Annotated in this window: 20 protein-coding genes; 13 read left to right on the top strand and 7 right to left on the bottom strand. The window is 70.0% G+C overall.

Going from position 1 to position 26,984, the window contains the following annotated elements; translation table 11 throughout:
• Nucleotides 1–236: 236 nt before the first annotated feature.
• A complete protein-coding gene (locus AC3EUV_RS27200) occupies nucleotides 237–3,161 on the top strand; it encodes an AfsR/SARP family transcriptional regulator (RefSeq protein ID WP_435604103.1) in 2,925 nt (974 codons plus the stop codon).
• A 22-nt stretch (nucleotides 3,162–3,183) separates the two neighbouring features.
• Here the strand turns inward: AC3EUV_RS27200 and AC3EUV_RS27195 are convergent, their stop codons facing one another.
• Complete coding sequence (locus tag AC3EUV_RS27195) at nucleotides 3,184–3,330, bottom strand: hypothetical protein (protein WP_432143665.1); 147 nt, start codon at nucleotides 3,328–3,330, stop codon at nucleotides 3,184–3,186.
• Nucleotides 3,331–3,580: 250 nt separating this feature from the next.
• On the opposite strand from AC3EUV_RS27195, the gene AC3EUV_RS27190 reads away from it, so the two are divergent.
• The 9 genes from AC3EUV_RS27190 (at nucleotide 3,581) to AC3EUV_RS27150 (ending at nucleotide 12,388) form a co-directional block, all read left to right on the top strand.
• Nucleotides 3,581–4,294 carry a 7-carboxy-7-deazaguanine synthase QueE gene (locus AC3EUV_RS27190; protein WP_432143664.1) on the top strand — a complete coding sequence of 238 codons (714 nt, stop codon included), beginning with the start codon at nucleotides 3,581–3,583 and terminating at the stop codon, nucleotides 4,292–4,294.
• A 36-nt stretch (nucleotides 4,295–4,330) separates the two neighbouring features.
• Nucleotides 4,331–4,693 (top strand): 6-pyruvoyl trahydropterin synthase family protein, encoded by a 363-nt coding sequence (locus AC3EUV_RS27185; RefSeq protein ID WP_432143663.1) that lies wholly within the window; start codon nucleotides 4,331–4,333, stop codon nucleotides 4,691–4,693.
• 37 nt (nucleotides 4,694–4,730) lie between these two features.
• Nucleotides 4,731–5,321, top strand: a complete 591-nt coding sequence (gene folE, locus AC3EUV_RS27180) for a GTP cyclohydrolase I (RefSeq protein WP_432143662.1) — start codon at nucleotides 4,731–4,733, stop codon at nucleotides 5,319–5,321.
• A 67-nt stretch (nucleotides 5,322–5,388) separates the two neighbouring features.
• Nucleotides 5,389–6,369 carry an aspartyl/asparaginyl beta-hydroxylase domain-containing protein gene (locus AC3EUV_RS27175; protein ID WP_432143661.1) on the top strand — a complete coding sequence of 327 codons (981 nt, stop codon included), beginning with the start codon at nucleotides 5,389–5,391 and terminating at the stop codon, nucleotides 6,367–6,369.
• A 102-nt stretch (nucleotides 6,370–6,471) separates the two neighbouring features.
• Nucleotides 6,472–7,161: a 7-cyano-7-deazaguanine synthase gene (locus AC3EUV_RS27170; protein WP_435604102.1), complete on the top strand. Its 690-nt coding sequence runs from the start codon at nucleotides 6,472–6,474 to the stop codon at nucleotides 7,159–7,161.
• Entirely contained in the window at nucleotides 7,158–8,183 is a 1,026-nt protein-coding gene (locus AC3EUV_RS27165; RefSeq protein ID WP_432143659.1) for an isopenicillin N synthase family dioxygenase, read from the top strand. Before AC3EUV_RS27170 ends, AC3EUV_RS27165 begins: the two co-directional genes overlap by 4 nt.
• Nucleotides 8,184–8,294: 111 nt before the next feature.
• Nucleotides 8,295–10,127 (top strand): AfsR/SARP family transcriptional regulator, encoded by a 1,833-nt coding sequence (locus tag AC3EUV_RS27160; RefSeq protein ID WP_435604101.1) that lies wholly within the window; start codon nucleotides 8,295–8,297, stop codon nucleotides 10,125–10,127.
• Nucleotides 10,128–10,239: 112 nt separating this feature from the next.
• The gene (locus AC3EUV_RS27155) at nucleotides 10,240–11,508 is read left to right on the top strand and encodes an ATP-grasp domain-containing protein (RefSeq protein WP_435604100.1); all 1,269 of its coding nucleotides are present in this window, start codon (nucleotides 10,240–10,242) and stop codon (nucleotides 11,506–11,508) included.
• Nucleotides 11,509–11,641: 133 nt separating this feature from the next.
• A complete protein-coding gene (locus tag AC3EUV_RS27150) occupies nucleotides 11,642–12,388 on the top strand; it encodes a 2OG-Fe dioxygenase family protein (protein WP_435604099.1) in 747 nt (248 codons plus the stop codon).
• A 91-nt stretch (nucleotides 12,389–12,479) separates the two neighbouring features.
• Here the strand turns inward: AC3EUV_RS27150 and AC3EUV_RS27145 are convergent, their stop codons facing one another.
• Together AC3EUV_RS27145 and AC3EUV_RS27140 are read right to left on the bottom strand one after the other, a co-directional pair.
• Complete coding sequence (locus AC3EUV_RS27145) at nucleotides 12,480–13,628, bottom strand: GNAT family N-acetyltransferase (RefSeq protein WP_435604098.1); 1,149 nt, start codon at nucleotides 13,626–13,628, stop codon at nucleotides 12,480–12,482.
• 122 nt (nucleotides 13,629–13,750) lie between these two features.
• Nucleotides 13,751–14,563 carry a phytanoyl-CoA dioxygenase family protein gene (locus tag AC3EUV_RS27140; protein WP_432143654.1) on the bottom strand — a complete coding sequence of 271 codons (813 nt, stop codon included), beginning with the start codon at nucleotides 14,561–14,563 and terminating at the stop codon, nucleotides 13,751–13,753.
• A gap of 221 nt (nucleotides 14,564–14,784) precedes the next feature.
• Between AC3EUV_RS27140 and AC3EUV_RS27135 the strand changes: the two genes are divergently transcribed.
• Nucleotides 14,785–16,188 (top strand): hypothetical protein, encoded by a 1,404-nt coding sequence (locus AC3EUV_RS27135; RefSeq protein ID WP_435604097.1) that lies wholly within the window; start codon nucleotides 14,785–14,787, stop codon nucleotides 16,186–16,188.
• 12 nt (nucleotides 16,189–16,200) lie between these two features.
• The gene (locus AC3EUV_RS27130; protein WP_432143652.1) at nucleotides 16,201–17,577 is read left to right on the top strand and encodes an MFS transporter; all 1,377 of its coding nucleotides are present in this window, start codon (nucleotides 16,201–16,203) and stop codon (nucleotides 17,575–17,577) included.
• A 134-nt stretch (nucleotides 17,578–17,711) separates the two neighbouring features.
• Here the strand turns inward: AC3EUV_RS27130 and AC3EUV_RS27125 are convergent, their stop codons facing one another.
• From AC3EUV_RS27125 to sbnA, 4 genes are read right to left on the bottom strand one after another with little or no spacing between them, the layout of a single operon-like run.
• Nucleotides 17,712–22,646 (bottom strand): amino acid adenylation domain-containing protein, encoded by a 4,935-nt coding sequence (locus AC3EUV_RS27125; RefSeq protein WP_435604096.1) that lies wholly within the window; start codon nucleotides 22,644–22,646, stop codon nucleotides 17,712–17,714.
• Between the two features lie 13 nt (nucleotides 22,647–22,659).
• Nucleotides 22,660–23,604, bottom strand: a complete 945-nt coding sequence (locus tag AC3EUV_RS27120) for an alpha/beta fold hydrolase (protein WP_435604095.1) — start codon at nucleotides 23,602–23,604, stop codon at nucleotides 22,660–22,662.
• A gap of 3 nt (nucleotides 23,605–23,607) precedes the next feature.
• Nucleotides 23,608–24,603, bottom strand: coding sequence for a 2,3-diaminopropionate biosynthesis protein SbnB (gene sbnB / locus AC3EUV_RS27115; RefSeq protein ID WP_435604115.1), 996 nt, complete (start codon nucleotides 24,601–24,603; stop codon nucleotides 23,608–23,610).
• A gap of 38 nt (nucleotides 24,604–24,641) precedes the next feature.
• Nucleotides 24,642–25,658 carry a 2,3-diaminopropionate biosynthesis protein SbnA gene (gene sbnA / locus AC3EUV_RS27110; RefSeq protein ID WP_432143649.1) on the bottom strand — a complete coding sequence of 339 codons (1,017 nt, stop codon included), beginning with the start codon at nucleotides 25,656–25,658 and terminating at the stop codon, nucleotides 24,642–24,644.
• A 786-nt stretch (nucleotides 25,659–26,444) separates the two neighbouring features.
• On the opposite strand from sbnA, the gene AC3EUV_RS27105 reads away from it, so the two are divergent.
• The gene (locus AC3EUV_RS27105) at nucleotides 26,445–26,939 is read left to right on the top strand and encodes a hypothetical protein (RefSeq protein ID WP_435604094.1); all 495 of its coding nucleotides are present in this window, start codon (nucleotides 26,445–26,447) and stop codon (nucleotides 26,937–26,939) included.
• Nucleotides 26,940–26,984 lie beyond the last annotated feature (45 nt).

Raw genomic sequence — 26,984 nt, 5'->3', positions numbered from 1 at the left:
CCACCGGCCCGTCTCCTTGGGCGCCTTCGGGCACCGCGGGTCGGGGAGCACCGTCAGCCCTCCGCCGACCCGGACGCCGATCCGGTCGTGGGACCGCATTTCAACGGCCGGACCCGGCACGAACAGCACCCGACGCAGCCAGCGGTTACGGCTGAGTGGCCAGGTCGCTATGAGTTCCGTTCCACTTTGCAAGCCGGACCACATCGCCTGGCTGATACCACAGAAGCAGGTTATGCATGGCAGTCTCGTCAGGTTACGACGGCAGCGGCGTAGCAGCGCCTCCTTTCCGGGTGCTCGGGCCGCTTGAGGTGAGCGGCGAGCTGGGGGCCGTATCCGTGGCACCGGGGCGTCAAGAGGTCGTCCTCGGGGCGCTGGTGCTCGAACTGAACCGGGTGGTGGAGACGACCCGTCTGGTGGATGTCATCTGGGCGCACGATCCGCCGAAGACCGCACGCGCCCAAGTGCAGATCTGCATCTCCCGGCTCCGCAAGGCACTTTCGGACGGGGGAGTTGACGCCACCATCGAGACCCGCGCACGCGGGTACATCCTGCGGGCGCCGGAGGATGCGACCGACGTCGGCAACTTCCGTCGCCTGGTTGCGGAGGCGCATGTCCTGGCCCGTGACGGTCTGAAGATGCCCGCGGTGGAAACGCTGCGCTCGGCGATAGCTCTGTGGCGGGGGCGGTGCCTGGCCGGTGTCTCCAGCGAAGTCCTGGCCGGTACGGCGGCGCAGTGGGACGAGAGCCGCCTGGAAGCGGTGGAGTCCTGCATGCGGCTGTTGCTGGAGCTGGGGCGTCATGAGCACCTGGTGGGCGAGTTGATGCAGCTTGTCGCCTGCCATCCGCTGCGTGAGCGGCTGCGGGGGTATCTCATGGTGGCGTTGTACCGTTCGGGCCGGCAGGCGGAGGCGCTGGATTCCTATCACCAGGGCCGCGCGATGCTCACCGAAGAACTGGGCCTGGACCCAGGACGGGAACTGCGCGACCTGGCGCAGGCGATCCTGACCGACGACGCCGAGCTGGCACTCGTCGAACCGGCCGAACCGGACGAACCACGTTCTCTCGTGGCGGCGCCGCTCTCGGAGGCGGTGCACGAGTGCAGTGCCGATCCCGACCCGGTCGTTCCCCCGAGGCAACTTCCCGCCGACATCGGCGACTTCGTGGCCGACGACACGATCGTTTCAAGTGTCTGTGACGCCGTCACCGAGGGGCAGGACAAGGGGCAGCTGAACGTGGTCCTGGTGCTCGGCCGACCTGGTGTCGGCAAAAGCACGTTGGCCAGGCACGTGGCGCACCGACTCGGCACCGAGTACTTCCCGGACGGCCAGCTCTACTGCGACCTGCGAGGGCCGGGCGGACAACCGGTGGGCCCCGCCCAGGCGTTGGGGCGGTTCCTCCGCGCGCTGGGCGTGCCGGGCCAGGCCATCCCCGATGCGCTGGATGAGCGCGCGGAGATGTACCGCAGTCTGCTGGCCGGCCGCCGGATCCTGGTGTTGCTGGACGACGCGGTGAGCGAGTCGCAGGTGCTGCCCCTGCTGCCCGGAACCGGCAGCAGCGGCGTGCTGGTCACCAGCCGCGGCCAGCTCACGGCGTTGCCGGGCACCCGCCGGTTCGACCTGGAGCCGCTGGGCCCGGAACAGGCCATCCAGCTCCTGAGGCGGATCATTGGAGAGCACCGTGTGGAGAGCGAGCCGGCGGCAGCGCGGGTCCTCATACGCCTGGTGGGCGGGCTGCCCCTCGCGCTGCGTATCATCGGCGCGCGGCTGGCCGCGCGCCCGCACTGGTCACTGTCCTCCATGTGGCACCGGCTGGAGAACGAGCACCGCCGGCTGGACGAGCTGGCACACGGCGAGCTGTCCATACGGGCAAGTCTTTCGCTCAGCTACGACGACCTGGCGGCGGCCGACCGTCGCCTGTTGAGCCTGCTCAGCCTGGCCGAGGGGACGGAGATTCCGAGCTGGCTGGGTGCCGCCCTCATCGACGACCACACGCCGCACCCCACTGACCTGCTGGAACCGCTCATCGACCGGCGACTCCTCGACATCACCGCCATGGACCAGGACGGCGAGTTCCGCTGCGGACTGTCGCAGATCGTGCGGATGTTCGCGCACGAACGGCTGCCCGCGGAGATTCCCGAGGCAGAACGCGCCGGAGCGGTGCAGCGTATGGTCGGTGGCTGGATGGCGCTCGCGGAGCGGGCGCACAAGGAGATCTACGGCGGCACGTACACCCTCGTGGCGGGCCGGGGCGAACGGTGGCATCCGCCGGAGGAGCATGTGCAGCGGTGCCTGCGCGACCCGCTCGGGTGGCTGGAGAGCGAGCAGACCAACCTGTTGAACGCGGTCGAGCTGGCGGCCCGGTCCGGGCTGGACGAGCTGTGCTGGGAGCTGGCCACGACTCTGGTGACGCTCTTCGAGGCCCGTGGCTATCCCGAGCTCTGGGAGCGCACACATCAGGTGGCGCTGACCGCGGTACAGGAGGCCGGCAACGAACGGGGCCAGGCGGCGGTACTCGGCTCGTTGGGAACCCTGCACCTGTACCGGGGCGAGCATGAGGCAGCAGGCCCTTACCTCAGCGCCGCTCTGGAGATCTTCGAGCGGATCGGTGAGGTGCGTGGTCAGGCGCTGTGCCTGCGTGACCTGGCGCGCATCGAGCGGCACCATGGTGACGACGACCGTGCGCTGGCCCTCTACGAGAGCGCCGAGCGCAACTTCGTGCGGGCGCAGGACGTGATCGGCCGGGCGTACGTGCTGGGCGAGATGGCACACATCACGATGCGGCGCGCGGACTTCACACGCACCCGTTCCTATCTCGACGAAGCCCTCGGCATCTGCCGGTCGGCCGGCTTCGACCGGGGCCAGGCCCTCGCACTGCGGCGGCTGGGCCAAATGCTGATGTACCAGCAGCGGTACGAGGCGGCGGAACGGACCCTGCTGGAGGTCCTCGCCATGGTCGCGGCGAGCGGCGACGTGGTCGGAGAGGGGTATGTGCTGCACGACCTCGGCCGGGTCAATGCCCACCTGCGTCGTATGGAACAGGCCCTCCAGTACTACTCGCGCTCGGCCAGGATCCGGGAGCGGCTCCTGGACCACAGCGGGGCCGCCGCCGTACGGGCCGATATCGTTGCCATCCTGGGCAGGCCGATGACGTCGGTCGGCTGATTCCAGGAGGCATGCTGGTCCGTCACGTCCAGGGTGTGTTGGCGGCGGATTTTTCGTCGGCCCGCGCCACGGCGACCGGGACCTGCTCCATGCCGTGCTGACTTCCTACAGCGCCCAGGACCAATACGAAGACGGCCCCCGCGGCAGCCGGCAATGTCTTGATGGACATCTCGGTTCTCCTCCCCTCACCACCCGTTTCGCCATCCGTCCGGGCGTTACGGAAACCAGTGTGAACCAGGGGCCCATCGCGGTCGCATGCTCGCGCTATCACCGCCCTATCCCGGCCCCGTTCCCGCGGTGGATGCGCCGTGATGCCCGGCGGATAGGGCGACACCGGAGATTGGGTCCTGCCGACCTCGGCGCTTCTTCAGGGGAGGCGGCGGTCGTCGAGTCGTCCCACTCATAGGAAACGGTGCGCCATGGAACAGGATCTCGTAGTAAACGAAATCTTCGGTCCGACCGTCCAGGGCGAGGGGCGGTCCCTGGGACGCAGGTGCGCATTCCTGCGACTCGGCGGGTGCAACCTGTCGTGCTCGTGGTGCGATACGCCCTACACATGGGACTGGACCGGAGCAAGTGAGAGCGGGGTCGCCCACGATCCGCGTAAGGAGCTGCACCGCCGCCCGGTCGAAGATGTCGTCGCGGAATTGCTCGGATTCGACACCGAGCTGATAGTGATCTCCGGCGGTGAGCCCCTGGGGCAGCAGGAGCGACTGATTCCGCTGGTGGCAGCGCTGACCGGACGCGGTAAAGAGATCGAGATCGAGACCAACGGGACGCACGCCGCGCACCCCGAACTCATTGCGGCCGGCGTCCGGTTCAACGTCTCGCCGAAGCTGTCGCACTCGGGCGACCCACTGAAGCGCAGGATCGTCCCTGCCGCACTCACCAGTCTTTCGGCACTGCCGGAAAGCACCTTCAAGTTCGTCTGCCAGAACACCCGCGATCTCGACGAAGTGGCCGAGCTCGTTGCCACCTTCGACCTGCCCTCGGTATGGATCATGCCGATCGGGCGTACCGCCGACGATGTCACCAAGCACATGAGCGAGTTGGCCGACGAAGTGGTACAGCGCGGCTGGAACCTGACGACCAGACTGCACACCTTGTTGTGGGACGAAAAACGCGGCGTGTGAGCAACGGCTCACGCAAGGAGAAGGGAACTCGGATCGATGCCATTTCGCATCACGAAGAAATTTGAATTCTCGGCCAGTCATCGGCTTGCCGGCCTTGCTCCTGAGCACCAGTGTGCCCGCATGCACGGGCACAACTATGTGATCGAGTTGGAGCTTGGAGCCGAGGATGCGGACCTGTTGCCGGTGGGCTTCGTTCGCGACTACGGAGAGCTGTCCGAATTCAAGGTCTGGCTGGACAGTCACCTTGATCACCGGCATCTGAACGATGTGATGGACGAAAATCCGACGGCCGAGAACATGGCGGCCTGGGTCCACAAGACATGGTCGGCGACGTTTCCCGAGTTGACCTGCGTGCGTATCTCAGAAACTCCCAAGACGTGGGCCGAGTACCGGCCGTGAGGCCAGTAACTCCGAAGCCCGGACGAAAGGTGACCGCATGTCGGTGACAAAGCTGGACCTCAATGGTGACTCGTCGGCGTCGAGGACGGCCGAGGACCCACTGGTCGAGATCGCCCGCCAACTGCTGGTGGAGATCGGCGAGGACCCGAATCGCGACGGACTGCGCGACACACCCGCGCGGTTCGCTCGCTGGTGGCGAGAGTTCATCAACTACGAACCGGGTTCGCTGGGCACGCTTTTCGAGTCCATGGGCACGAGTCAGCTCGTAGTCGTCTCGGACATTCAGGTCTGGTCGCTGTGCGAGCACCACCTCCTGCCGTTCAACTGCTCCGTGACGATCGCGTACCGCCCGACGGGGCAACTGCTCGGCCTGTCGAAGTTTGCCAGGGTCGCCCACCAGTACGCGCACAAGCTCCAGGTCCAGGAGCGCCTCGTGGACCAGATCGCGCTGGAGATCAGCACCCTGAGCGGCACCCCGGACGTCGCGGTCATCGCGAAGGGCGAGCACCTCTGCATGTCGATGCGCGGCATCAAGGCCGCCGCGCAGATGACCTCGACCGCATATCGCGGGGAGTTCAGCACCGACGCCGGGCTCCGGGGCGAGCTGTTCGACCTGCTCCGGGCGTGACGAGCCATCCGACTCCGAAAGTGAAAGCTGTGAGCGATCCAGGTCGGGTCGGCAGGAAAGGACAACGATGAACGCAGATGATTCCTCGACGCCTGCGGAAGCGGTTCGGCTGCTTCCCGTGCTGGACGCCGACCGGCTGGTGGCCGACCTCATGACTGCGCGCGACCACCTGTGGGATGAGCAGAGCTCGTTCCAGAACGGGCGAGTGTCCAGGTGGGCCGAGCAGGACTGGCGCTGCCTCTCGGTGCGCAGCCCCGCCGGCGACAAGACACGTACCGACCCGGGGGGCCCTGGCAGTGCGGAGTTCGCCGACACCGAGTGGCTGGACCACATGCCTTACGTGCGAGAGGTCCTGAGCTCGATTCCCGGGCCCCTCTACGCCGCCCGGTTCATGGATCTGGGACCCGGCGTCGTCGGATACCGGCACTGCGATCCCAAGTTCGCCCCGGACTGGGGCATGGCCCGGCTGCACATCCCGGTCATCACCCACGAGGAGGCCACGCTGGACCTTGACGGCGGGATCTATCGCTGGCAGCCCGGCGAGTTCTGGTTCGGCGACTTCAGCCGCAAGCACCAGATCCAGAACCTCGGCACCGAGCACCGGGTGCATCTCGTCGTGGACGTGCTCGTCACACCGGAGCTCGCACAGCTGTTTCCGGCGGACTGGGCCGACTACTTCAACGGCCCGGAGGTGCTCTACAACCGTCCGGCCGTGGCCACGACCGACCGGGAGCGGGAAGCGGCGCAGTGTTCGTTCGACGCGCCGGCGCACCTCCTGGAGATAGAGGTGTTCGGGTCGCTCACCGGCCCTCAGCCGCAGGCCACCTTCAGCATCGTCGACACCGGCACGGGCCTTGCCATGCGCTCTCCCCAGGACCACCTCTTCCCGCTGGCGGCCCTCGGCGGACACGAGTACCGCCTGGTCGGGTGGAGCGAGGAGCGCACCGTCACCACGAGGCTGGACGGTCCGCGGCCCGAGGTTGAACTGACCTACCGCAAGGGCCACCGCTCGACCCGGCTGCTCGTCCCGGCCACGCCGGCGGCGTGACGGAGGCCCGCACGTCCGCCGCTGCTTCGGTGCCCAGCACACCGCGGCCCTGATCCCTACCTGCTGATCCTCCACCCCTCTCCGTCTGCCGGAAGGCGACGCATGCCGAAAACTGTCGCAATCGTGTCCGGCGGCCTGGACTCGGTCACCATGGCCTACCACCTCCAGGCGCAAGGACACACCCTCCACCTGCTGTCCGTGAACTACGGCCAGCGTCATCTCGTCGAGCACGAGTTCGCCGCGAAGGCGGCCGGATCGCTCGGGGTGCCGCACGACGTCGTCGATCTCAGCCCCGTCGGCAGGCTCCTGAGCGGCTCCTCGCTCACCGACCCGACCGTCGATGTGCCGGATCACCGGAATGGGACGTCCGGCGAGAGCCCGAACGTCGTACCCAACCGCAATGCCCTGCTGCTGTCCGTCGCCTTCGCGGTCGCCGTCGCCGAGAAGGCGGAGGCGGTGGCCGTCGGGGTGGTCGACGACCTTCAGGCCGCGCCCGATAGCAATTCCGCGTTCATCGATTCCTTCCTCGCCATGGAGCGGATCGCGACCCGTGGATACGCGCACCCCGACCTGACCCTGACAGCGCCGCTGGTCAGGCTGCGCAAGAGCGATGTGGTGTCGCTCGGTGAGGAACTCGGCGTCCCCTGGACCGAGACCTGGAGCTGCTTTCGTGGCGACGCGCTCCAGTGCGGACGGTGCGCCGCCTGCACGGAGCGGCAGGAAGCGTTCCGGGACGCCGGCGTGACCGACCCGACGACCTACCAGACCAGCGATTCGAAGGAGCTGCCATGACCGACCCCTTTCCCGTGCTCGACCTCCGTGACGCCGCCGGTTCGGAAGAAGACCGGGCAGATTTCCTGAACCGGTTGCGCAAGGCCGTGCACGAGATCGGCTTCTTCCAGCTCGTCGGCCACGGCATCGAGGACGCCGAGGACATGCTCGAGCTCACCCGCCGGTTCTTCGCCCTGCCCGAGGCCGATCGGCTCGCGCTGAACATCCTCGACTCGCCGCTGTTCCGCGGCTACTCCGAACTCGGCCGCGAACACACCAAGGGGATTCCCGACCAGCGCCGGCAGCTGGACATCGGGCCGGAGCAGCCCGCCCGGCCGTCCGAGCCAGGCGATCCCGCCTACCGGTGCCTGATCGGCCGGAACCAGTGGCCCGAGGCGATGCCCGAGCTGCGCCCGGCCATCGAGTCATGGATCACCCGGCTCACCGATCTGTCCCACCGACTGCTGCGGCTGATGCTGGAGTCGCTCGACGCCCCCGCCGGGTTCCTGGACGATGTGGTCGACCCGGATCCGCAGATCCACCTCAAACTCCTGCACTACCCCGGTCCCACGCAGCCGAGCGAGAACGCCGGACCCGGCCAGGGGACCGGCATTCACAACGACCTCGGGCTCCTCACCCTGCTCGTCCAGGACGACAACGGCGGCCTCCAAGTCGCCGTCGAGGAGGACCGGTTCGCCGATGTGCCGGTGATCCCGGGGGCGTTCGTGGTCAACCTGGGAGAGCTGCTGGAGGTGGCGACGCGGGGCTACCTGCGTGCCACCAAGCACCGGGTGATCCGGCCCGCCCCGGGCGTCGACCGCTACTCCATCCCCTTCTTCTACAACCCCCGGCTGGACGCCACGATGCAGCCACTGCCCAGCCCCTATGTGGAGGGCGCCGGCGGAGTCATCGACGTCGCCGGCAACCCGTTGTTCGCCCTCTACGGCGACAACGTCATGAAGGGGCTGATCCGCTCCTTCCCCGACATCGTTGCCCGACACCACCCGACCCTGGCCGCGGGAGCCGGGGCCAGGAGTTCCTGACACCGGGCGGCCGGGCACATCCTCACCGCCCGGCCCGAGGGGACGGGCCCGGCGGTGGCGTCGCCGGCCGGTCCGACGGGGACCGAACGAACATGAGGCAGGGCGAATTTCATGAGAATCAACCTTCTCGGGCCGCTCCAGGCCTACGGGGACGATCACCGCGTCGACATGGCGCCGGCCGCCCAGAAAGTACGTCAGACACTGGCAATGCTCGTGCTGAACGCGGGCCGGGTGGTGCCCTTCGAGCAACTCATGGACGAGCTGTGGAACGACGACCCGCCGGCCAGCGCGCACACCGCGCTACAGACGTATGTGTACCAGCTCAGGAAGCGGTTCTCCCTCGGCAACCCGAGGAGCGGCGGCGCGGTACGGGCGGCCGGGCCGCTGCTGGGCACGGTCGACGGCGGCTACCAGCTGTCGCTGCCCGCCGACCATGTGGACGTCTTCCGGTGCGAGCCGCTGCTCGCCCGTGCCCGGGCGGAGTTCCGTGACGAGGACTTCGCCCGGGCCCGTGACACGGCCGCCGAGGCGCTCCAGCTGTGGCGCGACGATGCCCTGGTGGACGTACGCAAGGGGCCCACGCTCAAGGCCGAGGCGGTCCGCCTGCGGGAGCTGCGTACCGGCGCACACCACCTGCGGATCGAATCCGACCTGCACCTCGGCCGGCACCACGAGGTGCTCGGCGAACTCACCTCGCTGGCCGGGCGGGAACCGACGGACGAGCGGGCCCAGGGCAATCTGATGACGGCTCTCTACCGCATGGACCGGCGGGCGGAAGCGCTCCAGGTCTACCGGCGGGCACGCGAGCGGATCGCCACCGAGCTGGGTCTCGACCCTTCGCCCCAACTCCAGGCCCTGCACACGGCCGTGCTCACATCGGACGAGGCGCTGCTGCGTCCCGCCGGGCGGCTCACGGCCGTGCCCGCCGCCACCCGGGCGCCCTGCCATCTGCCCGCCCCGCGCGAGCCGCTGACCGGCCGCGCCGGCCAGCTGGCGCGCCTCACCGCGGCGCTGGCCGGCCCGGCGCGCGAGGACCGGCCGCTGGTGATCGTGGGGGGCGCCCCCGGCACAGGGAAGAGCGAGCTGTGCCTGCACGCCGCGCATCAGGTGAGCGGTCACTACCCGGACGGACGGCTCTACGCGCGTCTCCGTGACGGCGCCGGCCGGCGGGTGCGGACCGCCGAGATCCTCCGCTCGTTCCTGCGTGGACTCGGCGCGACGGAGGAGCAGTTGCGACTGGGCGCCACCGACCTGAGCCTGCTGTTCCGTACCTGGACCGCCGAACTCCGTGTCCTGGTGGTGCTCGACGACGTGTGCGACGTACGGGACTTGACGCCGCTGCTGCCGTCCGGCGCCGGCTGCGGCGTGGTGATCGGCAGCCGGCGGCGGCTGTTCGTGTCCTCGTCGGCGGTCCACGTCGAACTGGCCGGACTGCCCTTCGATGACTGTCTGCACCTGCTGGCGTCCTCCGTGCCGAGCCACCGGGTCACCATGGACCCGGAGGGGCTGCGACGGCTGGCCCGGTTGTGCCAGGGGCTGCCGGGCGCGCTCTTCGCGGTCGCTGCGCAGCTGCGCCGCCGCCCGCACTGGACGGTCCGGCAGGCCACTGCCTGGGTCCTCGCATCCGGGGGCGCCGACAGCGATCCGCTGGGCGTGCGGGCCGGATTCGACCGGACGCTCGCGACGCTGCCCGCCGAGTTACGGCCCCTGGCGTACGCGCTGTTGTCTCCCGGCGCCCCCGACCGTCTCACGCCGGCGGTTGCCGCCGCGGCCCTGGGCATCAGCGAACAGCGGGCCGAGGACCTGCTGGAGGAGCTGGCGGAGAGCTATCTGCTGCGCGTGCAGCACCCATGCGTGAGGGGCCGGTTCTCCTACGATTGGGAGCCCGGGATACGCCCGTTCGCGGCGCGGCCGAGCAGCGCGCCGGTCATGTGCTCCGCCTGACTCCTCAGCGAATCGAGGTCGAACGCCTCGCCCGGACGACCTCACGCAGGGCCGTCCCGGCCGGCGCGCCTTGCCCGAATCCGTCCACACAGCAGATCCTTGGAGAACCGTCATGCCGCAGCGCCCGAAACTCGTCCTCGTCGGTCAGTTGTCCGTGTTCCCCTGGGTGTTCGAGGCCGCCGAGCGTGCCGGTATCGACCTGATCCTGGTCCCCAGGGGGGACGACACGACGGAGTCCGCCGGGCGGGCCAAGGCGGTGGTCGAACTGCTGCCGCTGGACATCGATGAAGACCCCGACGGCGCGTTGTCCGCGCTCGCCGACCGCTACCGGCGGGAGCCCTTCGACGGCATCATGTCGGGCAACGAAAGGGTCATTCCGTTCGTGGCGCGCGCCGCTCGGGAGCTGGGCCTCACCGGGCTGACCGAGGAGGCGGCGGCCGTGGTGCGCGACAAGCGCAGTATGCGCCAGCGCCTGCTGGAAGCGGGACTGGGCGTGCCCGGCTTCGTGGTCATCAAGGATCCGGACAGCTGGACCGACGCGCTGACCTTGCGGTTCCCCGTCGTGGTCAAACCGGCGAACGGCCACTCCAGTTTCGGTGTGATCCGTGCGGATGACGGGGACGCCCTTGAGCAGGCCGTGGCCCGCACCTGGCAGCTCGTCGAAACCCACCTGGGCGCCGCCGACGGATCGGACCCGGACGCCGGTGTGCTGGTCGAGGAGTACCTGGACGGGCCGGAGCTCTCCGCCGAATCCCTCGTACACGACGGGCGGGTACGGGTCTGTGCCGTCAGCTGGAAGGGACAGCTCACGGGGCCCTACTTCGAGGAGACCACGTTGCGCGCCCCCGCCCAGCTGCCGGCCGAGATACTCGCCGCGATCGAGGCGGAGGTGATCGGTGCCCACCACGCCTTCGGCGTCACGGAAGGCACCACGCACACCGAACTGCGGCTGGTCGGCGGGGTGCGGCCGGTGCTGCTGGAGATGACCGCGCGCCTCGGCGGCGGGGGCAATATGCACCACCTCACCCACGTCAGCAGCGGGATCGACCTGGCCGCCGAGGCACTGCGCATCCACCTTGGCCGGGAGCCGCTCTGCTGGCGTGCCAAGCCGGCACCGGCCGGCCACGCGGCGGCCTATCTGGTGCCGATCGGCAGCGGCGGACGGGTCAAGCAGATACGCGGCCTGGACGCGGTGCGTACCGACCCGCGGGTGGACTACGTGGTGCAGACCGCGGGCCCCGGCGCGGAGCTGCGACCCTACCCGGACTGGACCGGAAACCCGGCGGTCGTGCTCTCCCACCACGAGTCGGATGCGGAGGCCCAGGCCTACCTCGACCACCTCGCACGGACGCTGCACGTCGAGTACGAGGAGCAGGACTGAGCGCACGCCACGACACACCACGCCGCCGGCGATCCACACCGAACGTGACCACCGGTCGCACCCGACATCAACCGCACCCGGCCCGGCCGGAAACACCGGCCTCGCCGGGACACCCGTGCAGAGGGGAAACACCATGACCAGCAGCACCAGCAACACGCTGACCACCGGACAGCAGCTCGGTGACGGCGTGCCCGCCTTCTCGGAGCAGGTCCGCCGCGCCGGCTTCATCGTCCTGCGCAAGCCGGAGCTCGCCGGGCTGATCAGCGACGCAGACCTGGAGGAGCTCCGCGGCGCCTGGGAGAACCTGCCGGTCGACACCCAGGTCGACGGCGTCGGCGTCTACCGCGAGCGCCGCTACGGCCGGCTGCGCGTCGACGTCGACGGCGACGCCGTCACCTTCGAGGTCCTGCCCAACGCCGTCTTCCGCCAGGACGCCATACCGCTCTGGGAGGGCAAGGACCGGCTCTTCGAGCCGGTCACCGAGGACGTCCTGCTCAGCGCCGGCCTGCGCGCCCTGGTCGGGTTCGACGCCCGGATGGCGACCGCGGTCAACGGCAACACCTCGTGGACGGTCGGGGTTCACCTGGTCCGCGTCGTCGCCCGCGCCGGCGCCGATGGCCTGCCCACCCCCGAGGGCCGCCACCGCGACGGCCATTCCTGCGTCGGCTTGCACCTGATGCGCCGCGAGGGCGTCACCGGCGGTCTGTCCACCGTCCACCCCAACGACGGCAGCGACATCGTGCAGACCACCCTGCTCCAGCCGCTCGACTCCATGTTCTTCGACGACAACATGATCACCCACGAGGTCTCGCCGACCATCGCCGAGGGCACCTCGGGCGTGCGCGACATGCTCCAGGTCGACTTCAACCCGGTGGACTGACAGACCCGGGCCGGCTCTTTCGTGGTTTCCCGCAAGAGCCGGTCAGGTCTGCCGCCTTGGACAACTGCTGTTACTGCGGCGGCAGTTGACCTCAGCAGTACGGCTCCCACTGCTCGTACTTCAGGGCGTCGGACACCGCGGGCGAGGAGTCGCGCAGGCGGGTGAGCAGGGCGCGGTTGTGCTCGCGGATCTCCTCGTCGTACCCGGCCAGCGGGCTGTCCTCGGACAGGTCCAGCAGCCACAGCGGCCGGAGCGTCGCGCCGCGCAGTGCCTTTCCTTCCGCGGTCTCGGTGCCCGCGTGGATCCGGCGCACTCCCGGGAGCCGCGCCGCCATGTAGTAGGTGATGTTGAAGTACTCGGCGGCCGAGACGAGTTGGGCGTGGTCGAGGCCGAGCCCCCGCAGGTGCACGGTGTCGCCGCAACGGTAGTACAGGCAGAAGCCCACGGGCGGTTCGCCGCGACGCGAGCACAGCACCACTTCGGCGCGCGAACCGGCGAGTTCACCCTGCTTGCGCAAGGACTCGGCCATCGGGGCCACGTCGACGGTTGTGCCGTAGCGCAGCAGCGAACGGGCCAGCAGCCGGGCGACGTCCTGCCAGCACTCGGCGAGCGTCCGGTGCTCCACCTCGTATCCGGCCTTCTCGAACTTCCGTATCTCGCTGCGGATACGGCGGGCCCGGTGCGCGGACAGCGATTCCAGCCAGGCGTGGTAGCCGCCGGGCGGGATCTCGATCCAGGCGTCGGTCTTCAGCGCGACCGGGACGGTCCGCACCCCTGCCGCGCGCAGTGCCCCCACGTCCTCGGTGGTCAGGTACATCGCCACGCGGGCGATCTTCGACTCCTTGTGCAGGGGTGAGCGCAGCGCGCGGACCGCGTCGAGCAGCGCGGCGGCGGCCTCGGTCCGATCGGTTCCCTCACTGGTCAGCAGGTGCGCCAGATAGCCGCGGCGCTGGCCGATGAGCAGGCCGCCCGGCTCGGGCGCCGGCAGGCCGCGCGCGGCAAGCATGTCGTGCCACCGCAGGTCCGGGGTGGGTTCGTCGGTCACCGCCGCCACGGGGAGCGCGGCCCGGCCGCCGCCCGGGGTCTCCACGTGGAGTCCGCCGGAGACCGACCCGGGGTCGAGGGCACACACCCGCAGCCACAGCGCCGACGAGTAGAACCTGCCGTCGGCGAGCCGGTCCCACTCGGTGTCCCCGAGCCCGCCGATGGCGTCGGCGAAAGTGTCCGTCGTGGCGGTCATGGCGCCTCCCATAGTCTCGGCCTGACCGTGCCCGCGAGTTCGCTGCGCGATCGGACGCTGAGTGTGCCGAAGAGCTTGCGTAGGTGATAAGTGGCCGTGGAGGGCGCGCGGGGCGCCGGCCGTCATCCCCTCACCGTTTCGAGGTTCTCCGAGAACGGCACGTCCAGGGCGAGCAGCGGCTCGGTGTCCCGGCACACCACGTGGGCGGGACGGGCCTGGCCGGACGGTTGCGGCAGATTGGCCGTGTCGTTGTAGGTGGCGATGAGCAGCCGGCGGGTGAACGGGGACATGTTGGGCGCCGAACCGTGCACGATCTCCGGCGAGAAGAGCACCAGGGAGCCCGCGGGGCCCTTGGGGCTGGACATTCCGTGGTGGCTGACGAGCTGGGCGAGCTGCCGCGGGGTCAGCGAGATGTCGTCGGGGTCCAGGTGCTGGTCGGACTTGGCGGAGTCTTCCCGGCCCTCGCGGACGAGCCCCTTGCGGTGGGATCCGGGCAGGAAGATGACCGGCCCGTTGAACTCGGTCACGTCGTCCAGGAAGACCCCGACGTTGATCTGCCGGGGGGCGGGCAGGCCGTCAGCGAGGCGCCAGGCGAGGTAGTCCTGGTGCCAGGCCCACTTGTCGCCGCCGAAGGCGGACTTGGCGTTGATCTTGAACTGGTAGATGTAGACGTTGTCGCTGAGCAGTTGCTGGACGGGGCGCAGAATGCGCGGGTCGCGGATGAGTCCGGCGTACTCCGGTTGCCGCTGGTGTGAGGAGTACACCGCGCGGACCTCCGTCCCGTCTTCCTCGGTGACGACCTGCGGGCCGGGAACCATGCTGTCCCGCTCGAACGCGGAGCGCAGTGCTTCCACTTCTCGCTGGTCCAAGAGGGATTCCAGCAGCAAGAATCCATTTGAGTGGTAGTCGTCGACCTGGTTTTTGTTCAGTCGCATGCTGATGCTACTCCGGAAAGTGAGGGGGAGTTGATGGAGCATTCTTCAGCCATGAAGTGGCGGCTGCCGCGGGCATTCTAGTGTTACCACAGATGTCCCGTGTCCACAGGGGCCGTTGGCCGATAATTGAGCCGCAATTGAGTCGCACCGAAGACCGGGATGAAACGATGAACCCTGCGGGCCGAGGGGCCCGGTCACCATCGAGCAGGAGCGGAGACTTCATGTCGGCGGAGCGGGTAACAGCCCAGTACAACGAGGAGTTCCGCACACCGGGCAGCGACTTGACAACGGTCGCCGAGCACGTCAAGAACTTCCCGACGCTCGCAGCTTGGCATGGCGAGCATTTGGCCAGACCCCTCTTCGTGGCCGAGCGTGAGATTCGCGATTTCGGAGATGACCTTCAGCACCTCCTCGAAATACTCCTTTCCTTGCCGGACCGGATGTTCGGCGGCGATCTGGAATCATTTCGCTCGGTGCTGGGCATCAGCGAGGGCCACTGGGAGGCGATACGGCAGCTCGGTGACGAAATGCCACCCCACTATGGCCGGGCCGACATGTATCACGACGGCACCTCATTCAAACTCCTCGAATTCAATCTGGGGAGCGAGGCCGGCGGCTGGGGCCTCGCGGGTGAGATCGCCCGGGCGACGATGGAGGTCGACGACTTCGCCGGCTTCGCGCGCCGGAACCGGCTCGGTTATCTGCATCCCGCTCGCGCCGCGGCGGAGGCGCTGCGCCGCTTCGGTGCCCAGGTGGCACCTGGCCGCGCCCCGGTGGTGGCCATGCTGGAATGGCGTGGCGGTCTGACGGACTACGGCGCCGCCTGGCGCAACGAGCAGTCCGCACTGCGCTGGGCGGGCCTCGACATCCTGATGGCCGAGATCTCCGAGGTGCACGAACGCGGTGGGGCGCTCTACCTCGGGGACACAAAGATCGACGTGGTCCTCCGCGCCTTCGTCCCGGACCAGATCGCCGAGGAACCCGACGGCTGGGACCTGGTCGCACCCCTGCTGCGTGCGTACCGGGCGGGCGGGACGCTGCTGTGGACCCCGCTGTCCAGCAACATGTTCGCCAACAAGGCGTGTATGGCGCTGCTTTCGGACCCGGCCCGGCGGCGCAACCTCAGCGCGGACGAGTGCCGGCTCATCGACCGGGTGCTGCCCTGGACCCGGCTGATCAACACTGACGCGCTCAAGACCGACACCGACCTCGTTGACGCATGCCTGGAGCGGCGCGAGCAGTTGATCCTGAAGGTCAACGCGCGCGGCGGCGGAGCCGGCGCCGTGGTGGGCTGGGAAACGGACGACGCCACTTGGCGGCGGGCTCTGGAGGACTCCGCCGCCGAAGGATGTGTCGTACAGCAGAGAGTGGTCCCCCGGCCCGAGCTTGTGGTGGACCCGGTATCCGGGGAAACCGAGGCATGGCACGCGGCCTATGGCATGTTCTACACCCCGCTTGGTTGTGCCGGAGTATTCGCCAAGATGGTGCCGGCCGGTTCGAGCGGCATCATCTCCATCCTGTCGCAGGTCAAGGCGCGCAGCGCGGCCGTCTTCCAACAGAGCGAGCTGCCCGCCGGGGGCGAAGTGCCTGCCACGGGCGAATTGCCCGCCGACGCAGCGAAGTAGAGGGACGTGATGATGCCGCAGCCTTCCCCCGCGCCTTCTGCGTGGCGGCGGATTCAGACGGCCTGGGGTCTGCCGGACCTCGCGGGAAGAGGCCGATTCGTCACGGCCAATCTGATCGACAGCCTGGGAAACGGGCTGGTGGTGGCGTTCACCGTCGTCTTCTTCGTGAAGACCACGTCGCTGTCACTGGCCGCCGTCGGTGCCGCGCTGACCGTCGGCCAGCTGCTCGTCCTGCCCTTTCCGCTCTTCATCGGGCGCCTGTTGGACAAATACGGTCCGCGCCTTGTGGTCGCCGCGGGTAACTGGATTTCGGTGGCCGGATTCATCGGCTTCCTGTTCTCGCACGCGGTCTGGCAGATCGTGCTGTGGCAGTTCGTGGTGCAGCTGGGTTCCACCGCCTTCTGGATGGGCAACAGTCCGCTCACCGTGCTGGTCGCCCGGGGCGTCGAGCGGGCCCGCTGGTTCGGCTTCGTCCGTGCCCTGCGCAATGTCGGCGTCGGTTTCGGCGGCGCCGCGTCCGCGGTGGCCCTGAGCATCGGAACCGTCGCCGGGCTGCGGGCGGTCATGGTGATCAACGTGGTCACCTTCGCCGTCGCGGGCTGGCTCGTGATCACCTTGCGGGGCGCGGACACGAGCGAGGCGGCCGGCGCCGGGCCCGCGGAGCCGAAGCCCACGGAGCCGAAGTCCGCCGAGCCGGAGCAGGCGGCGGGCGAAACCACCGGACAACTCCCGGGCGGCTATCGCACCGTGCTGAAGGACACCCGGTATCTGCGGCTGGTCGCGACGAATATCTCCTTCGTCTTCGCCTCCACGGTGATCACGGTGCTGCTCGCCGTCTACGCGGTGGACAACCTCGGTGTCGGCGCCTGGATCGTCGGCGTGTTCGTCGTGCTGAACGCGGCCATGGTCGCGCTGCTCCAGACGCTCGCCAGCCGGTGGATCGAGGCCCGCAGGCCGGTGACGGTGCTGGTGCTGGCCCTGCTGTTCAACGCGGCGGCGTTCGTCGTCTTCGGCACGCTGCTCGTGCTGCCCGGCTGGGCGGTGATCGCCGGGCTGCTGGTCGCGATGGTGCTCTACACCGTGGGCGAGATCCTCGGTTCGCCGCCGACCAGCGAACTGAGCGTGGTGATGGCGCCCGAGCATCTGCGGGGCCGCTACCTGGGCGTCTACCAGATGTCCTGGTCGGTCGGCGGTGCCGTCGCCCCGGCGCTGCTCACCGGGCTGTTGGAGGGCGGTGCGGCGCTGCCCTGGGTGTTCCTCACCGCCATCAGCGTGCTGGCCGTACCGCTCGTGATCGGGCTCGACCGGCGTCCCGCGGCCACGAGCGAGGCCGCACCGACCGGGGACGTCGCCCCTGTGGAGCAGCGCGACGGCGACCCCGTTGGCTGAGCCTGCCCGCGCCTGTTGAGCGCACACCGTGCGCACCGCGCTCAACGCACTCAACGCATTCACTGCGCTCACTGCACTCACCCCACTCAACGCCAACCGCCGCCCGGCAGCACACCGGGCGGCGGCTTTTGGCGTCACCGCTGGGTGTCCGCCTCCAGGGCCTCGGCGAGGCCCGCGAGGGTGGGGTTTCTGAAGACCAGGACCGGCGGGACCCGGCGCCCGAGTCGCTCGCCGAGCCGGCCCGCGACCGTGGCGATGGTCAACGAGGTGCCGCCGACGGCGAAGAAGTCGTCCTGCGGCCCGAAGTCCTCCTCGACGCCCAGGCACTCCCGCCACACTTCGGCGACGAGGAGCTGCTGCTTGGTGACGGCCCGGCGGGTGGCGGGGGCCGGGGCGGGCACCGGGCGGGGGTCGGGCAGCGCGTCCCGGTTGACCTTGCCGTTCGGGGTGAGGGGGATCTCGTCGATCACGGTGTAGCTCTGCGGCAGCATGTACGGCGGCAGTTGCTCCGCCAGGTGGGCGCGCAGTTCCGCCGCATCCGGAGCGGGTCGGTCGGGGTGCTCGGGGATCAGGTAGGCCGCCAGCTGGTCCACGCCGGTACGGGTGCGGCGCACGGCCACCACGCACTCGGCGAGGGCGGGGTGGCCCTGGAGTGCGGACTCGATCTCGCCGAGCTCGATGCGGAAGCCGCGCACCTTGACCTGGTGGTCGTTGCGGCCGAGGAAGACCAGATTCCCGTCCGGCAGCAGCCGGACCACGTCGCCCGTGGCGTACATACGGGCGCCGGGCTCCGCGGCGTACGGGTCGGGCAGGTACGCCCCGGCCGTGCGGGCCGGCCTGCCGAGATAGCCGCGGCCGACCGCGCTGCCGCCGACGTACAGCTCGCCGCGACAGCCCGGGACGACCGGGCGCAGCCGCGGGTCCAGCACGTAGAGGTGGGCGTTGCCGGTCGCCCGGCCGAACGGGACGCTCGGGAGATGGCTGTGCCGGTCGAGCAACTCCTCGGTGATCGGGCAGAACGCCGAGGTGACGGTCGCTTCGGTGGGCCCGTACTCGTTGAAGACCTGGCATCCCGGCGCGGTGGCGGACAGGATGCGGCAGGCCACCTCGTGCGGCACGGCCTCGGCGCCGGTGAACACCAGGCGTACGGAGCCGAGTCGGGGAGCGGGATCCGTACCGGACTCCAGCAGGATCCGCATCTGCGAGGGCGTCGCGTTGAGCGTGGTGATGCCGCGCTCGGCGACCTCCCGCAGGAACTCCTCGGGGTCGTAGGCGGCGGTGGGGCTCGCCAGGTGCAGTTCGGCGCCGGACACCAGGCACTGGAAGATCTCCCAGACCGAGTTGTCGAACGCCACCGAGTGGTTGAGCAGGGCCCGGTCCCGCCCGGTGAGCTTGCACAGCCGCTGGTTCCACTCCAGGAACCCGGTGATGTTGGCGTGGGTGATCGCGACGCCCTTGGGGTTGCCGGTCGAGCCGGACGTGTAGATCACGTAGGCGAGGTGGTGCGGCTGTGCCTCCTCGGCCGGCCCGGGGTCCGCCCCGGGTTCCTGGTCCACCGCCACGAGCCGCACACCGTCGCCGAACAGGGCCGCGGTGGGGTGCCCCGGGTCCGCGACGACCAGGCGTACGCCCGAGTCGGCCAGCAGGTATTGCAGCCGGTCCGGCGGGTAGCCGGGGTCGAGCGGGACGTAGGCGCCGCCCGCCTTCAGCACACCCAGCAGGGCGACCACCAGCTCCACCGAGCGTTCCAGGCAGACGCCGACCAGGCTTTCGGGGCGCACGCCCGCGGCCCGCAGCTCCCGGGCCAGGGCCGAGGCCCGCGCGTCGGTCTCGGCGAACGTCAGCGACCGGCCGTCGCCCACGACACAGAGCGCGTCCGGGGTGGTCCGCACCTGGCGGTCCCACAGGCCAACCAGGGTGGTCGGCTCGGGCAGCGGCTCGGTCCGGTCGCCGGTGGAGAGGGCGCGCAGCTCATCGGCCGGGACGATCTCCAGCTCGGACAGCCGTGCCGTGGCGCCGGACACCATCTGCTCGATCACCCGCAGGAAGTGCCGGCCGAGGCCCCGGACGAAGTCCGCGTCGAACAGGTCGGTGGCGTACTCGACGGAGATGCTGAGGTCACCGGCCCCGGCGGCGTGGTCCGTCACGTCGAGGGCGAGGTCGAAGCGGGCGGTGCCCAGCCGTCCCTCCAGCTCCTTGCGGTCGTACAGCTCGGTGAGGTGACCGGCCGCCGGCTCCTCGTGCAGGGCGAACAGCACCTGGAAGAGCGGGTTGCGGCTCAGGTCGCGCTCCGGGCTCAGCTCCGCCACCAGCTTCTCGAAGGGCAGCTCCTGGTGCGCGTACGCCTGCCGGGCGACCTCGCGGACCCGGCCCAGCAGCTCGCGCCAGGTCGGGTCGCCGGACAGGTCGGTGCGCAGGACGACGGTGTTCACGAAGTAGCCGACGACCTCGTCCAGTTCGGGGCGCGGCCGGCCGCCGGTCAGGGTGCCGACGGCGACATCGCTCTCGTCGACGTACCGGCCGAGCAGTACCTGCAACGGGGCCAGCAGGCCCATGAACAGGGTGACTCCCTCGGTTCGGCACAGCGTGCGCAGCCGGTGCGCCAAGTCGGCAGGGATACGCAGCAGTTCGCGGCGGCCGCGGTGGCTCGCGACGGCCGGCCGGGGCCGGCTGGTCGGCAGCTCCAGGACGGGCACGCCGGACAGCCGGGTGCGCCAGTGGTCGAGCAGCCGCTCCAGCTCGGCCCCGGTGAGCCGCTCGCGCTGCCAGGCCGCGTAGTCGGCGTACGTCACGGGCAGCGGTGCCGGGGCGGGGCGGCGGCCGGCGGCGAGCTCGGTGTAGAGCTCGCCCAGTTCCCGCACCATCAGGTCCACCGATGCGCCATCACACGCTATGTGATGGATCGTCAGCAAAGTGATGTCACGGCTCGGGGTGCTCAGCACGTCGGCGCGCAGCAGCGGTGGGCGGTCGAGGGCGAAGGGGGCGCGGATCCGCTCGGTCATCAGCGCGTCCAGGTCCTCCTCGGCGACCTCGGTGCGGCGCAGCGGCACCGGTCCCGGCTCGCGCAGTTCGGGGCGGCCCCGGCCGGCGACGGCGACGAGGGCCGTGCGCAGCGCCGGGTGCCGTCGCACCAGCGCGGACAGACAGTCCTGTAGCAGCGTCAGGTCGACGCGCCCGCCGGGCAGGCCCAGGGCGACCGGCAGGTGGTAGGCGGGCACCGCGTCGTTGAGCTGCTCGAAGAACCAGATCCGCTCCTGGCCGAAGGAGAGTGCGGCGGTCGCGGCCGCGGGGATCGGCTCGTCGTCCGAGGGCGCCACGCCGTCCAGGGCGGCGGCGAGCGCGGCGGGTGTCGGATGCGCGAAGACCGACCGGGCGTCGACCGGCACGCCGAGCTCCGCGCGCAGCCGGGCCACGGCCCGTACCGCGGTGAGCGACTGGCCGCCCAGGCCGAAGAAGTCGTCGTACGGGGACACCTCGTCGAGCCCGAGCACCTCGGCCCACACGCGGCGCACCACCGCGGTGTGCGGCGGCAGCGGGGCGTCGTCGGGCATCGGCCCGCTCGCCCGGACCGGGCTGTGCGGGATCCGCCGCACGGCGCCGCGGTCGGCCTTGCCCGCAGGGGTGCGGGGCAGGGCGTCGAGCACCGCGTAGCCCTGGGCCACCATATGGGCGGGCAGCCGCTGCGCGAGGTGGTCACGGATCTGGCGGGGCAGGTCCCCGGATACGTTCCGCGCGTCGTGCGCGGGCACCAGATACGCCACCAACTGGTCGCCGCCGGCCGCCTCGCGGTCGACGACCACCACCGCGTCCGTGACGAGGGGGTGGCTGCGCACACACGCCTCGATCTCGCCGAGCTCGATGCGGAAGCCGCGCACCTTGACCTGGTGGTCGTTGCGTCCCAGCACCTCCAGCATGCCGTCGGCGGACCACCGGGCGAGGTCGCCGGTCCGGTACAGGCGCCCGGAGGCGTCCCCGAACGGGTCGGGCACGAACCGGTCGGCGGTCAGCGCGGGCCGGTTGAGGTAGCCGCGCGCCAGACCCGCGCCGCCGATCCACAGCTCGCCGGTGACTCCGGGGCCGGCCTCCCGCCCGCCCTCGTCGACGACGTGCAGCCGGGTGTTGGACAGGGCCGTGCCGACCGTGACCCGGTCGGCCACGGCGTCGATGCGGGCGGCGGTGGCCCACACCGTCGCCTCGGTCGGCCCGTACAGGTTCCACAGGGTGCCGCCGGTGGCGAGCAGGTCGCGGGCCAGCTGCGGATCGAGCGGCTCACCGCCCGACAGCAGTACCCGGCCGTGCCCGTCCGTCCAGCCGGACGCCAGCAGCATCCGCCAGGTGGTGGGGGTCGCCTGGACGACGCTCACCCCCGCCTCGGCGAGAGTGGCGGCCAGCAGCTCGGGGTCGGTGTTGGCGGCGCGCGGGGCCATCACCACCGTCGCTCCCCGGGTCAGCGGCAGGAACAGCTCCAGTATCGAGATGTCGAACGACAGCGGGGTCAGCGCGAGGACCCGGTCGTCCGCCCCGAGGCCGGGGCGTTCGGCCACACTCCGCAGGAACGAGGCGAGCGCCGCGTGGTCGACGGCCACGCCCTTGGGCAGGCCGGTCGAACCGGAGGTGTAGATGACGTAAGCCAGGTGGTGCGGGCGTACCACCGGGGCCACCGGTGCGGCAGGTTCCGCGGGGAGGTCCTCGACCAGCAGGACCTCGGCCACGCCGGACGCCAGGGCCTGCGCGCGGTGGTCCGCGTCGCACACCCACAGCCCGGCCCCCGAGCCGGTGGTCATGTGCCGCAGCCGGTCGGCCGGGTAGCTCGGGTCGAGGGGCAGGTACGCGGCGCCCGACTTCAGGATGCCGAGCAGGGCCACGACCATCTCGACCGAGCGGCCGAGACAGACGCCGACCAGTCTCTCCGGTCCGATGCCGCGCGCCTGTAGCTCGGCGGCGAGTGCCGTGGCTCGGCGGTCCACCTCGGCGTAGGTGACGCGGTGTGCTCCCGCGACGACGGCGACCGCGTCGGGTGTCGCGGCCGCCTGCTGCTCCCACAGTGCGACGAGGGTGGTCGGCGCCATGAACGATCCTTTCTCAGCCCCGTGCGGGCAAGGTGCGCGTGATCGTCTCTGCCAGCTGTCGTTCCGCGCCGCGCACATACAGGTGGGGGGCGTCCGGAAACAGGTGCAGTGCGAAGTCGGCCGAGGTGTGCTTGCGCCAGCCGGCCAGCTCCGTCCCGTCGACGCTGTCGTCGTCCGAGCCGGCAAGAACGGTCAGGGGACAGGGCAGGGGCGCCTCGGCCCGATGCGTGTACGTCTCGCACAGCGTCAGGTCCGCGCGCAGCAGCGGCAGCAGCAGTTCCTGCAACTCGGCCTCCATGCCGTCGAATTCGGCGGTGGCGAGCAGCTTGTCGTCCGGCAGCGTGTGCCGCGGTTCGCGGTCCGGCAGGTCGGGGGCGCGCATGCCCGACAGGAACAGCCGGCCCGGCAGGGGCGCGCCGAGTGCCCGGAGCCGCCGGGCCGTCTCGAAGGCGATCAGGGAGCCCATGCTGTGCCCGAAGAAGGCGTACGGCAGGTCCGTGTGGTCCGCGAGGATCGGCGCGAGCGCGACCACGGCCTCGTCCAGGGACGTCAGGGCCGGTTCGGCGAACCGGGTCTCCCGGCCGGGCAACTGGACCGTACAGACTTCGACGGTGTCCGGCAGGTACTCCGCCAGCCGGTAGGCGGAGGCACCGGCTCCGGCGTGCGGGAAGACGAACAGCCGCCGCTGAGCGGTGCGTTCACGGCTGCCGAGCCCGCGCAGCCAGACCGCTGCCAGGTCAGCGGCCGTCGTCGTGCCGCCTCGCACGGAGCGCGGGGTCAGGTCGGTCCACACCTGCTCGATGTGGTCCAGGCACTCCTGGCGGGTGCCCTGCGCGCCGGTGGCAGTCCAGCCGGCGGGCAGGGCACGATCAGCGAACCAGACCGAGTACTGCTCCTCGTGGTTCACCACGACGACGTACCGGTCCCCGGTGGAGCGCGGGGTGGGTGAGGCGCTCATGCGTCAGCCCCCCACCCCGGTGAAGAAGTCGCTCTCGCGGCGGCCCCGGCCCGCGGCGACGACCCGGTCGTGCACCCACTTGCCGACGGCGAGGTCGAGCACGCCGAGTCCGAACGGCGAGAAGACCGCCGGGCGTCCGTGGTCCCGGCGCAGCCGCTCGCGCAGCAGGTCGCCGAGGGTGCCGTCGACGAAGTCCCGGTTGCCGGTGCGCTGTTCGGTCAGGTGCAGCGAGGTGCGCTCGCGTACGGCGTGGTCGATGTCGTCGGTGAAGTTCTGGGCGGCGAGGATCATTTCGGGAGCGAGGTCGCGCAGGGACAGGTGCAGGACCACCGGGTTGTGGGCCAGCAGCCGGGGGTCGTGCAGGTGCGGTTCGCCGGCCACAGTGGTCAGCACCACCAGGTCGCAGTCGGTGAACGCGTCCTCCACCGTGCCGGCGACCACGATCCCGGCGTCGGTGTCCTCGGCCATGACGGCGCCGAAGCGGCCCGCCGCCGCCGGGTCGAGGTCGAAGAGCCGGAAGCCGTCGATCTCCCAGTCGAGATCACGCAGGAACCGCCATACGTGCTGGGCGATCAGCCCCGTGCCCACGATGCCGACCCGGCGGGCACGGCGCGCGCCGAGCAGCGTCTGCGCGCCGAGCACCGCGGAGGCCGCGGTCCGCGTCGCCGAGAGGATCGAGGACTCCATGCAGGCGAACGGATAGCCGGTGACGCAGTCGTTGAGGATCAGCGTGGCCGAGGCGCGCGGGATTCCGTGCCGCGTGTTGTCCGGAAAACTGGCGATCCACTTGTTGCCGGCGACCTCGAACTCGCCTCCCAGATAGGCGGGCAGGGAGATGATGCGCGACCGGTCCTGGTGCGGGAAGCGCAGGAACGAGCTGTGCGGGTTCGAGCTCTGTCCGGCGTCGTGTGCGAGGTAGGCGGCACGGACGACCTCGACGAGCTCCGGACGGTGACGGTCCGTCTCGGCGGCGATGTCGCCCGCGCCGATCACGGTCATCGGCGGTGGGGCCAGGGTGGACACGGGGTGGTTCTCCTTCAGTTGACGGCCAGGGCTTCGACGCCGGCGGGCGCTACCGCTTCCGCGCGCAGCTGCTGGACCCACGTGGGGTCGTAGACGGTCCGGGCGTAGGCATGGCCGCGGTCGGCGGCGAGGAAGGCGACCCGGGGACGGTGTGCGCCGGGACGGTGACGGGCGAAGTAGTCCTGGACGGCGGCATAGGTGCTGCCGGTCGAACCTCCCGCGTACAAGCCGTACTTGGCGACCAGGGCGGCGCAGGCCTCGGCGGCGCGCACCTCGGAGACGATCTCGACCTGGTCGATCAGCGCCTGACCGCACAGCGGCGGCACGATGCTGGAGCCGATGCCGGGTATCCGCCGCTTCTTCGGCGGGCCTCCGAAGATCACCGAGCCTTCGGTGTCGACCGCGACGACCACGCAGCCCGGGTATGTTTCCTTGATCCGGTGGGAGAGCCCGGCGATCGTGCCGCCCGTGCCCACGCCGACGAAGAGGTAGTCGAGCGGGCCGGCCTGCTCGATCAACTCGCCCGCGGTGAAGCGGTAATGCGCGTCGCGGGCATCCGGATTGGCGTACTGGTTGGGCCAATAGGCCGAGTCGAGTTCGACCAGCAGTTCCTGCACGCGGGACAGCCGGGTCTTCAGGTAGCTCCCCGCCGCATCACGGAGGGAGACCTTCTCCACCCGCTTGCACAGCATGCGGAGTTGGGCCTCGGTGGCCTCGTTGCAGTTCGGATCGATGACCGGGACGAACGAGATGCCGAGCATACGGCAGTAAAAAGCCAGGGCCAGCGCGAAATTGCCGGACGACGACTCGACCACCGTGGTGTCGTGCGCTATCTCCCCGCGACGGATCGCCTGTTCCAGAATCCACAGCGCCGAACGGTCCTTGGTACTTCCGGCGGGATTGCAGAATTCCAGCTTGGCGACGATGTCGTATTGCTCGTCCGCCAGGGGAATCAGCGGGGTTCCCGTGAGGCCCCTGCGGATTTGCTTTGTCCGTTCGATCAGAAATTGATCAGCACGCCTGTGGAGCATGGGCCGAGTGTGGCACGGGGCCGATCGAGACGGCTCAACCGCGACTCAAGTGCGGTGCGACAAAAGGCTGTCGGGGGTAAGGGGCTGTCCGCCGGTGAGGTCGCGCTTCCGTGGGGAAAGGGCGCGATCCTGCTCCCCGCGCGCTCCCCAGCGCCGCCCAGACTCCCCAGATTCTCCCCAGATAGGCCACGTGCAGCGGGATGAGAGCGCCGTCGGCAGCGAGATCATATGCGGTGCTGTGAGCTACGTTGCGTAACTGCCGTAGGCACCTCCGCCTGCGCGGAGAGGACACCCGTGGGGAGTGGTGTGGGGTGGGGAGTGGGGTGGTCCGGTTCACCTCCGCCTGTGCGGGAAGCAGAGTGATACGCCGAGGAGCCGCTCTTCCTCCGCGGGACCATCCCAGCGCCCGCGGGGATGGTCCCGATGCTGCCCACGCCGTGGCCCGACCTGACTCAACTCGCAGTGCGGGAGCCGCGAAGCAAAGGTCGGGTTGTCTGGCGGGGGATGCCCGCCAGACAACCGGTGGGTGTCAGAACTCAGCGGCACGGGCACGACGTCGCCGCCCTCGATGTGACCCTCACTCCCAGGGAAGCCGCCAAGGCTGCGCCAAGGTGCTGCTGTGGGGCGCCGAGCAGAGGCCGGATGGCTCCTTGTGACCGCTCTCTTGCCGCCGCTGGGGATCAGAACCGGCCACTGTCCCACGTCGAACGGACCGGTCACGGTATTGGGAGCAGCCAGTTGGTTAAGCTACGAAGGGGAGCGTAACCAGCTGATGGGGAGGGGAAGATGGCGGTGGAGTCGGCTGAGCCGATTGCGTTCCGCGATTCAGCGGAAGAGGCGATAAAGAGAGAGAAGGGCCACCTCACCGGCGAGGCGAGCGTTGGGACCGGTGGCTACGGAATCCCTAATCCTGGTAGTCCTGGGTCTGCCGAGATGGTCATCACCGCCGTGGGTACGGCGGCAGTACTCCCCTTCATGCAGGCACTCGCGACCCAAGCCGGCAACCGCGCCTTCGAGGCCGCCCGACGGCTGGTGGCTCGCTGGGTTCGGGATCCCGGATCGGGTACGCCGCCGGTGGTGGACGAGGGAGAGTCCCTAACGGTCATCGACGAGGGTGACGGGCGACTGACATTTGAGGTCCCTTCGGCGCTTCCTGACGCGGCATTGGAAGCGCTGACCCGTGTCGATCTGGAGGCCCTGGCCGCACCTTCCCGCGGCGGTGGGAAGGTACTGATCCGGTGGGATGCTGAAGGTTGTGAGTGGCGGAGGGCCGTCATCTAGTAGGGCTTTGTTACATGCTCTTGTCACGGTGGGTGCGTGGTAGTT

The organism is Streptomyces sp. bgisy130 (assembly GCF_057708345.1).
This window is presented reverse-complemented; position numbering and strand designations above follow the sequence as displayed.

Excerpts from the sequence above, each read along its gene's own strand:
- AC3EUV_RS27200 (WP_435604103.1), top strand. The coding sequence starts at position 237 with ATGGCAGTCTCGTCAGGTTACGACGGCAGCGGCGTAGCAGCGCCTCCT.
- AC3EUV_RS27195 (WP_432143665.1), bottom strand. The coding sequence starts at position 3,330 with ATGTCCATCAAGACATTGCCGGCTGCCGCGGGGGCCGTCTTCGTATTG.
- AC3EUV_RS27190 (WP_432143664.1), top strand. The coding sequence starts at position 3,581 with ATGGAACAGGATCTCGTAGTAAACGAAATCTTCGGTCCGACCGTCCAG.
- AC3EUV_RS27185 (WP_432143663.1), top strand. The coding sequence starts at position 4,331 with ATGCCATTTCGCATCACGAAGAAATTTGAATTCTCGGCCAGTCATCGG.
- folE (WP_432143662.1), top strand. The coding sequence starts at position 4,731 with ATGTCGGTGACAAAGCTGGACCTCAATGGTGACTCGTCGGCGTCGAGG.
- AC3EUV_RS27175 (WP_432143661.1), top strand. The coding sequence starts at position 5,389 with ATGAACGCAGATGATTCCTCGACGCCTGCGGAAGCGGTTCGGCTGCTT.
- AC3EUV_RS27170 (WP_435604102.1), top strand. The coding sequence starts at position 6,472 with ATGCCGAAAACTGTCGCAATCGTGTCCGGCGGCCTGGACTCGGTCACC.
- AC3EUV_RS27165 (WP_432143659.1), top strand. The coding sequence starts at position 7,158 with ATGACCGACCCCTTTCCCGTGCTCGACCTCCGTGACGCCGCCGGTTCG.
- AC3EUV_RS27160 (WP_435604101.1), top strand. The coding sequence starts at position 8,295 with ATGAGAATCAACCTTCTCGGGCCGCTCCAGGCCTACGGGGACGATCAC.
- AC3EUV_RS27155 (WP_435604100.1), top strand. The coding sequence starts at position 10,240 with ATGCCGCAGCGCCCGAAACTCGTCCTCGTCGGTCAGTTGTCCGTGTTC.
- AC3EUV_RS27150 (WP_435604099.1), top strand. The coding sequence starts at position 11,642 with ATGACCAGCAGCACCAGCAACACGCTGACCACCGGACAGCAGCTCGGT.
- AC3EUV_RS27145 (WP_435604098.1), bottom strand. The coding sequence starts at position 13,628 with ATGACCGCCACGACGGACACTTTCGCCGACGCCATCGGCGGGCTCGGG.
- AC3EUV_RS27140 (WP_432143654.1), bottom strand. The coding sequence starts at position 14,563 with ATGCGACTGAACAAAAACCAGGTCGACGACTACCACTCAAATGGATTC.
- AC3EUV_RS27135 (WP_435604097.1), top strand. The coding sequence starts at position 14,785 with ATGTCGGCGGAGCGGGTAACAGCCCAGTACAACGAGGAGTTCCGCACA.
- AC3EUV_RS27130 (WP_432143652.1), top strand. The coding sequence starts at position 16,201 with ATGCCGCAGCCTTCCCCCGCGCCTTCTGCGTGGCGGCGGATTCAGACG.
- AC3EUV_RS27125 (WP_435604096.1), bottom strand. The coding sequence starts at position 22,646 with ATGGCGCCGACCACCCTCGTCGCACTGTGGGAGCAGCAGGCGGCCGCG.
- AC3EUV_RS27120 (WP_435604095.1), bottom strand. The coding sequence starts at position 23,604 with ATGAGCGCCTCACCCACCCCGCGCTCCACCGGGGACCGGTACGTCGTC.
- sbnB (WP_435604115.1), bottom strand. The coding sequence starts at position 24,603 with ATGACCGTGATCGGCGCGGGCGACATCGCCGCCGAGACGGACCGTCAC.
- sbnA (WP_432143649.1), bottom strand. The coding sequence starts at position 25,658 with ATGCTCCACAGGCGTGCTGATCAATTTCTGATCGAACGGACAAAGCAA.
- AC3EUV_RS27105 (WP_435604094.1), top strand. The coding sequence starts at position 26,445 with ATGGCGGTGGAGTCGGCTGAGCCGATTGCGTTCCGCGATTCAGCGGAA.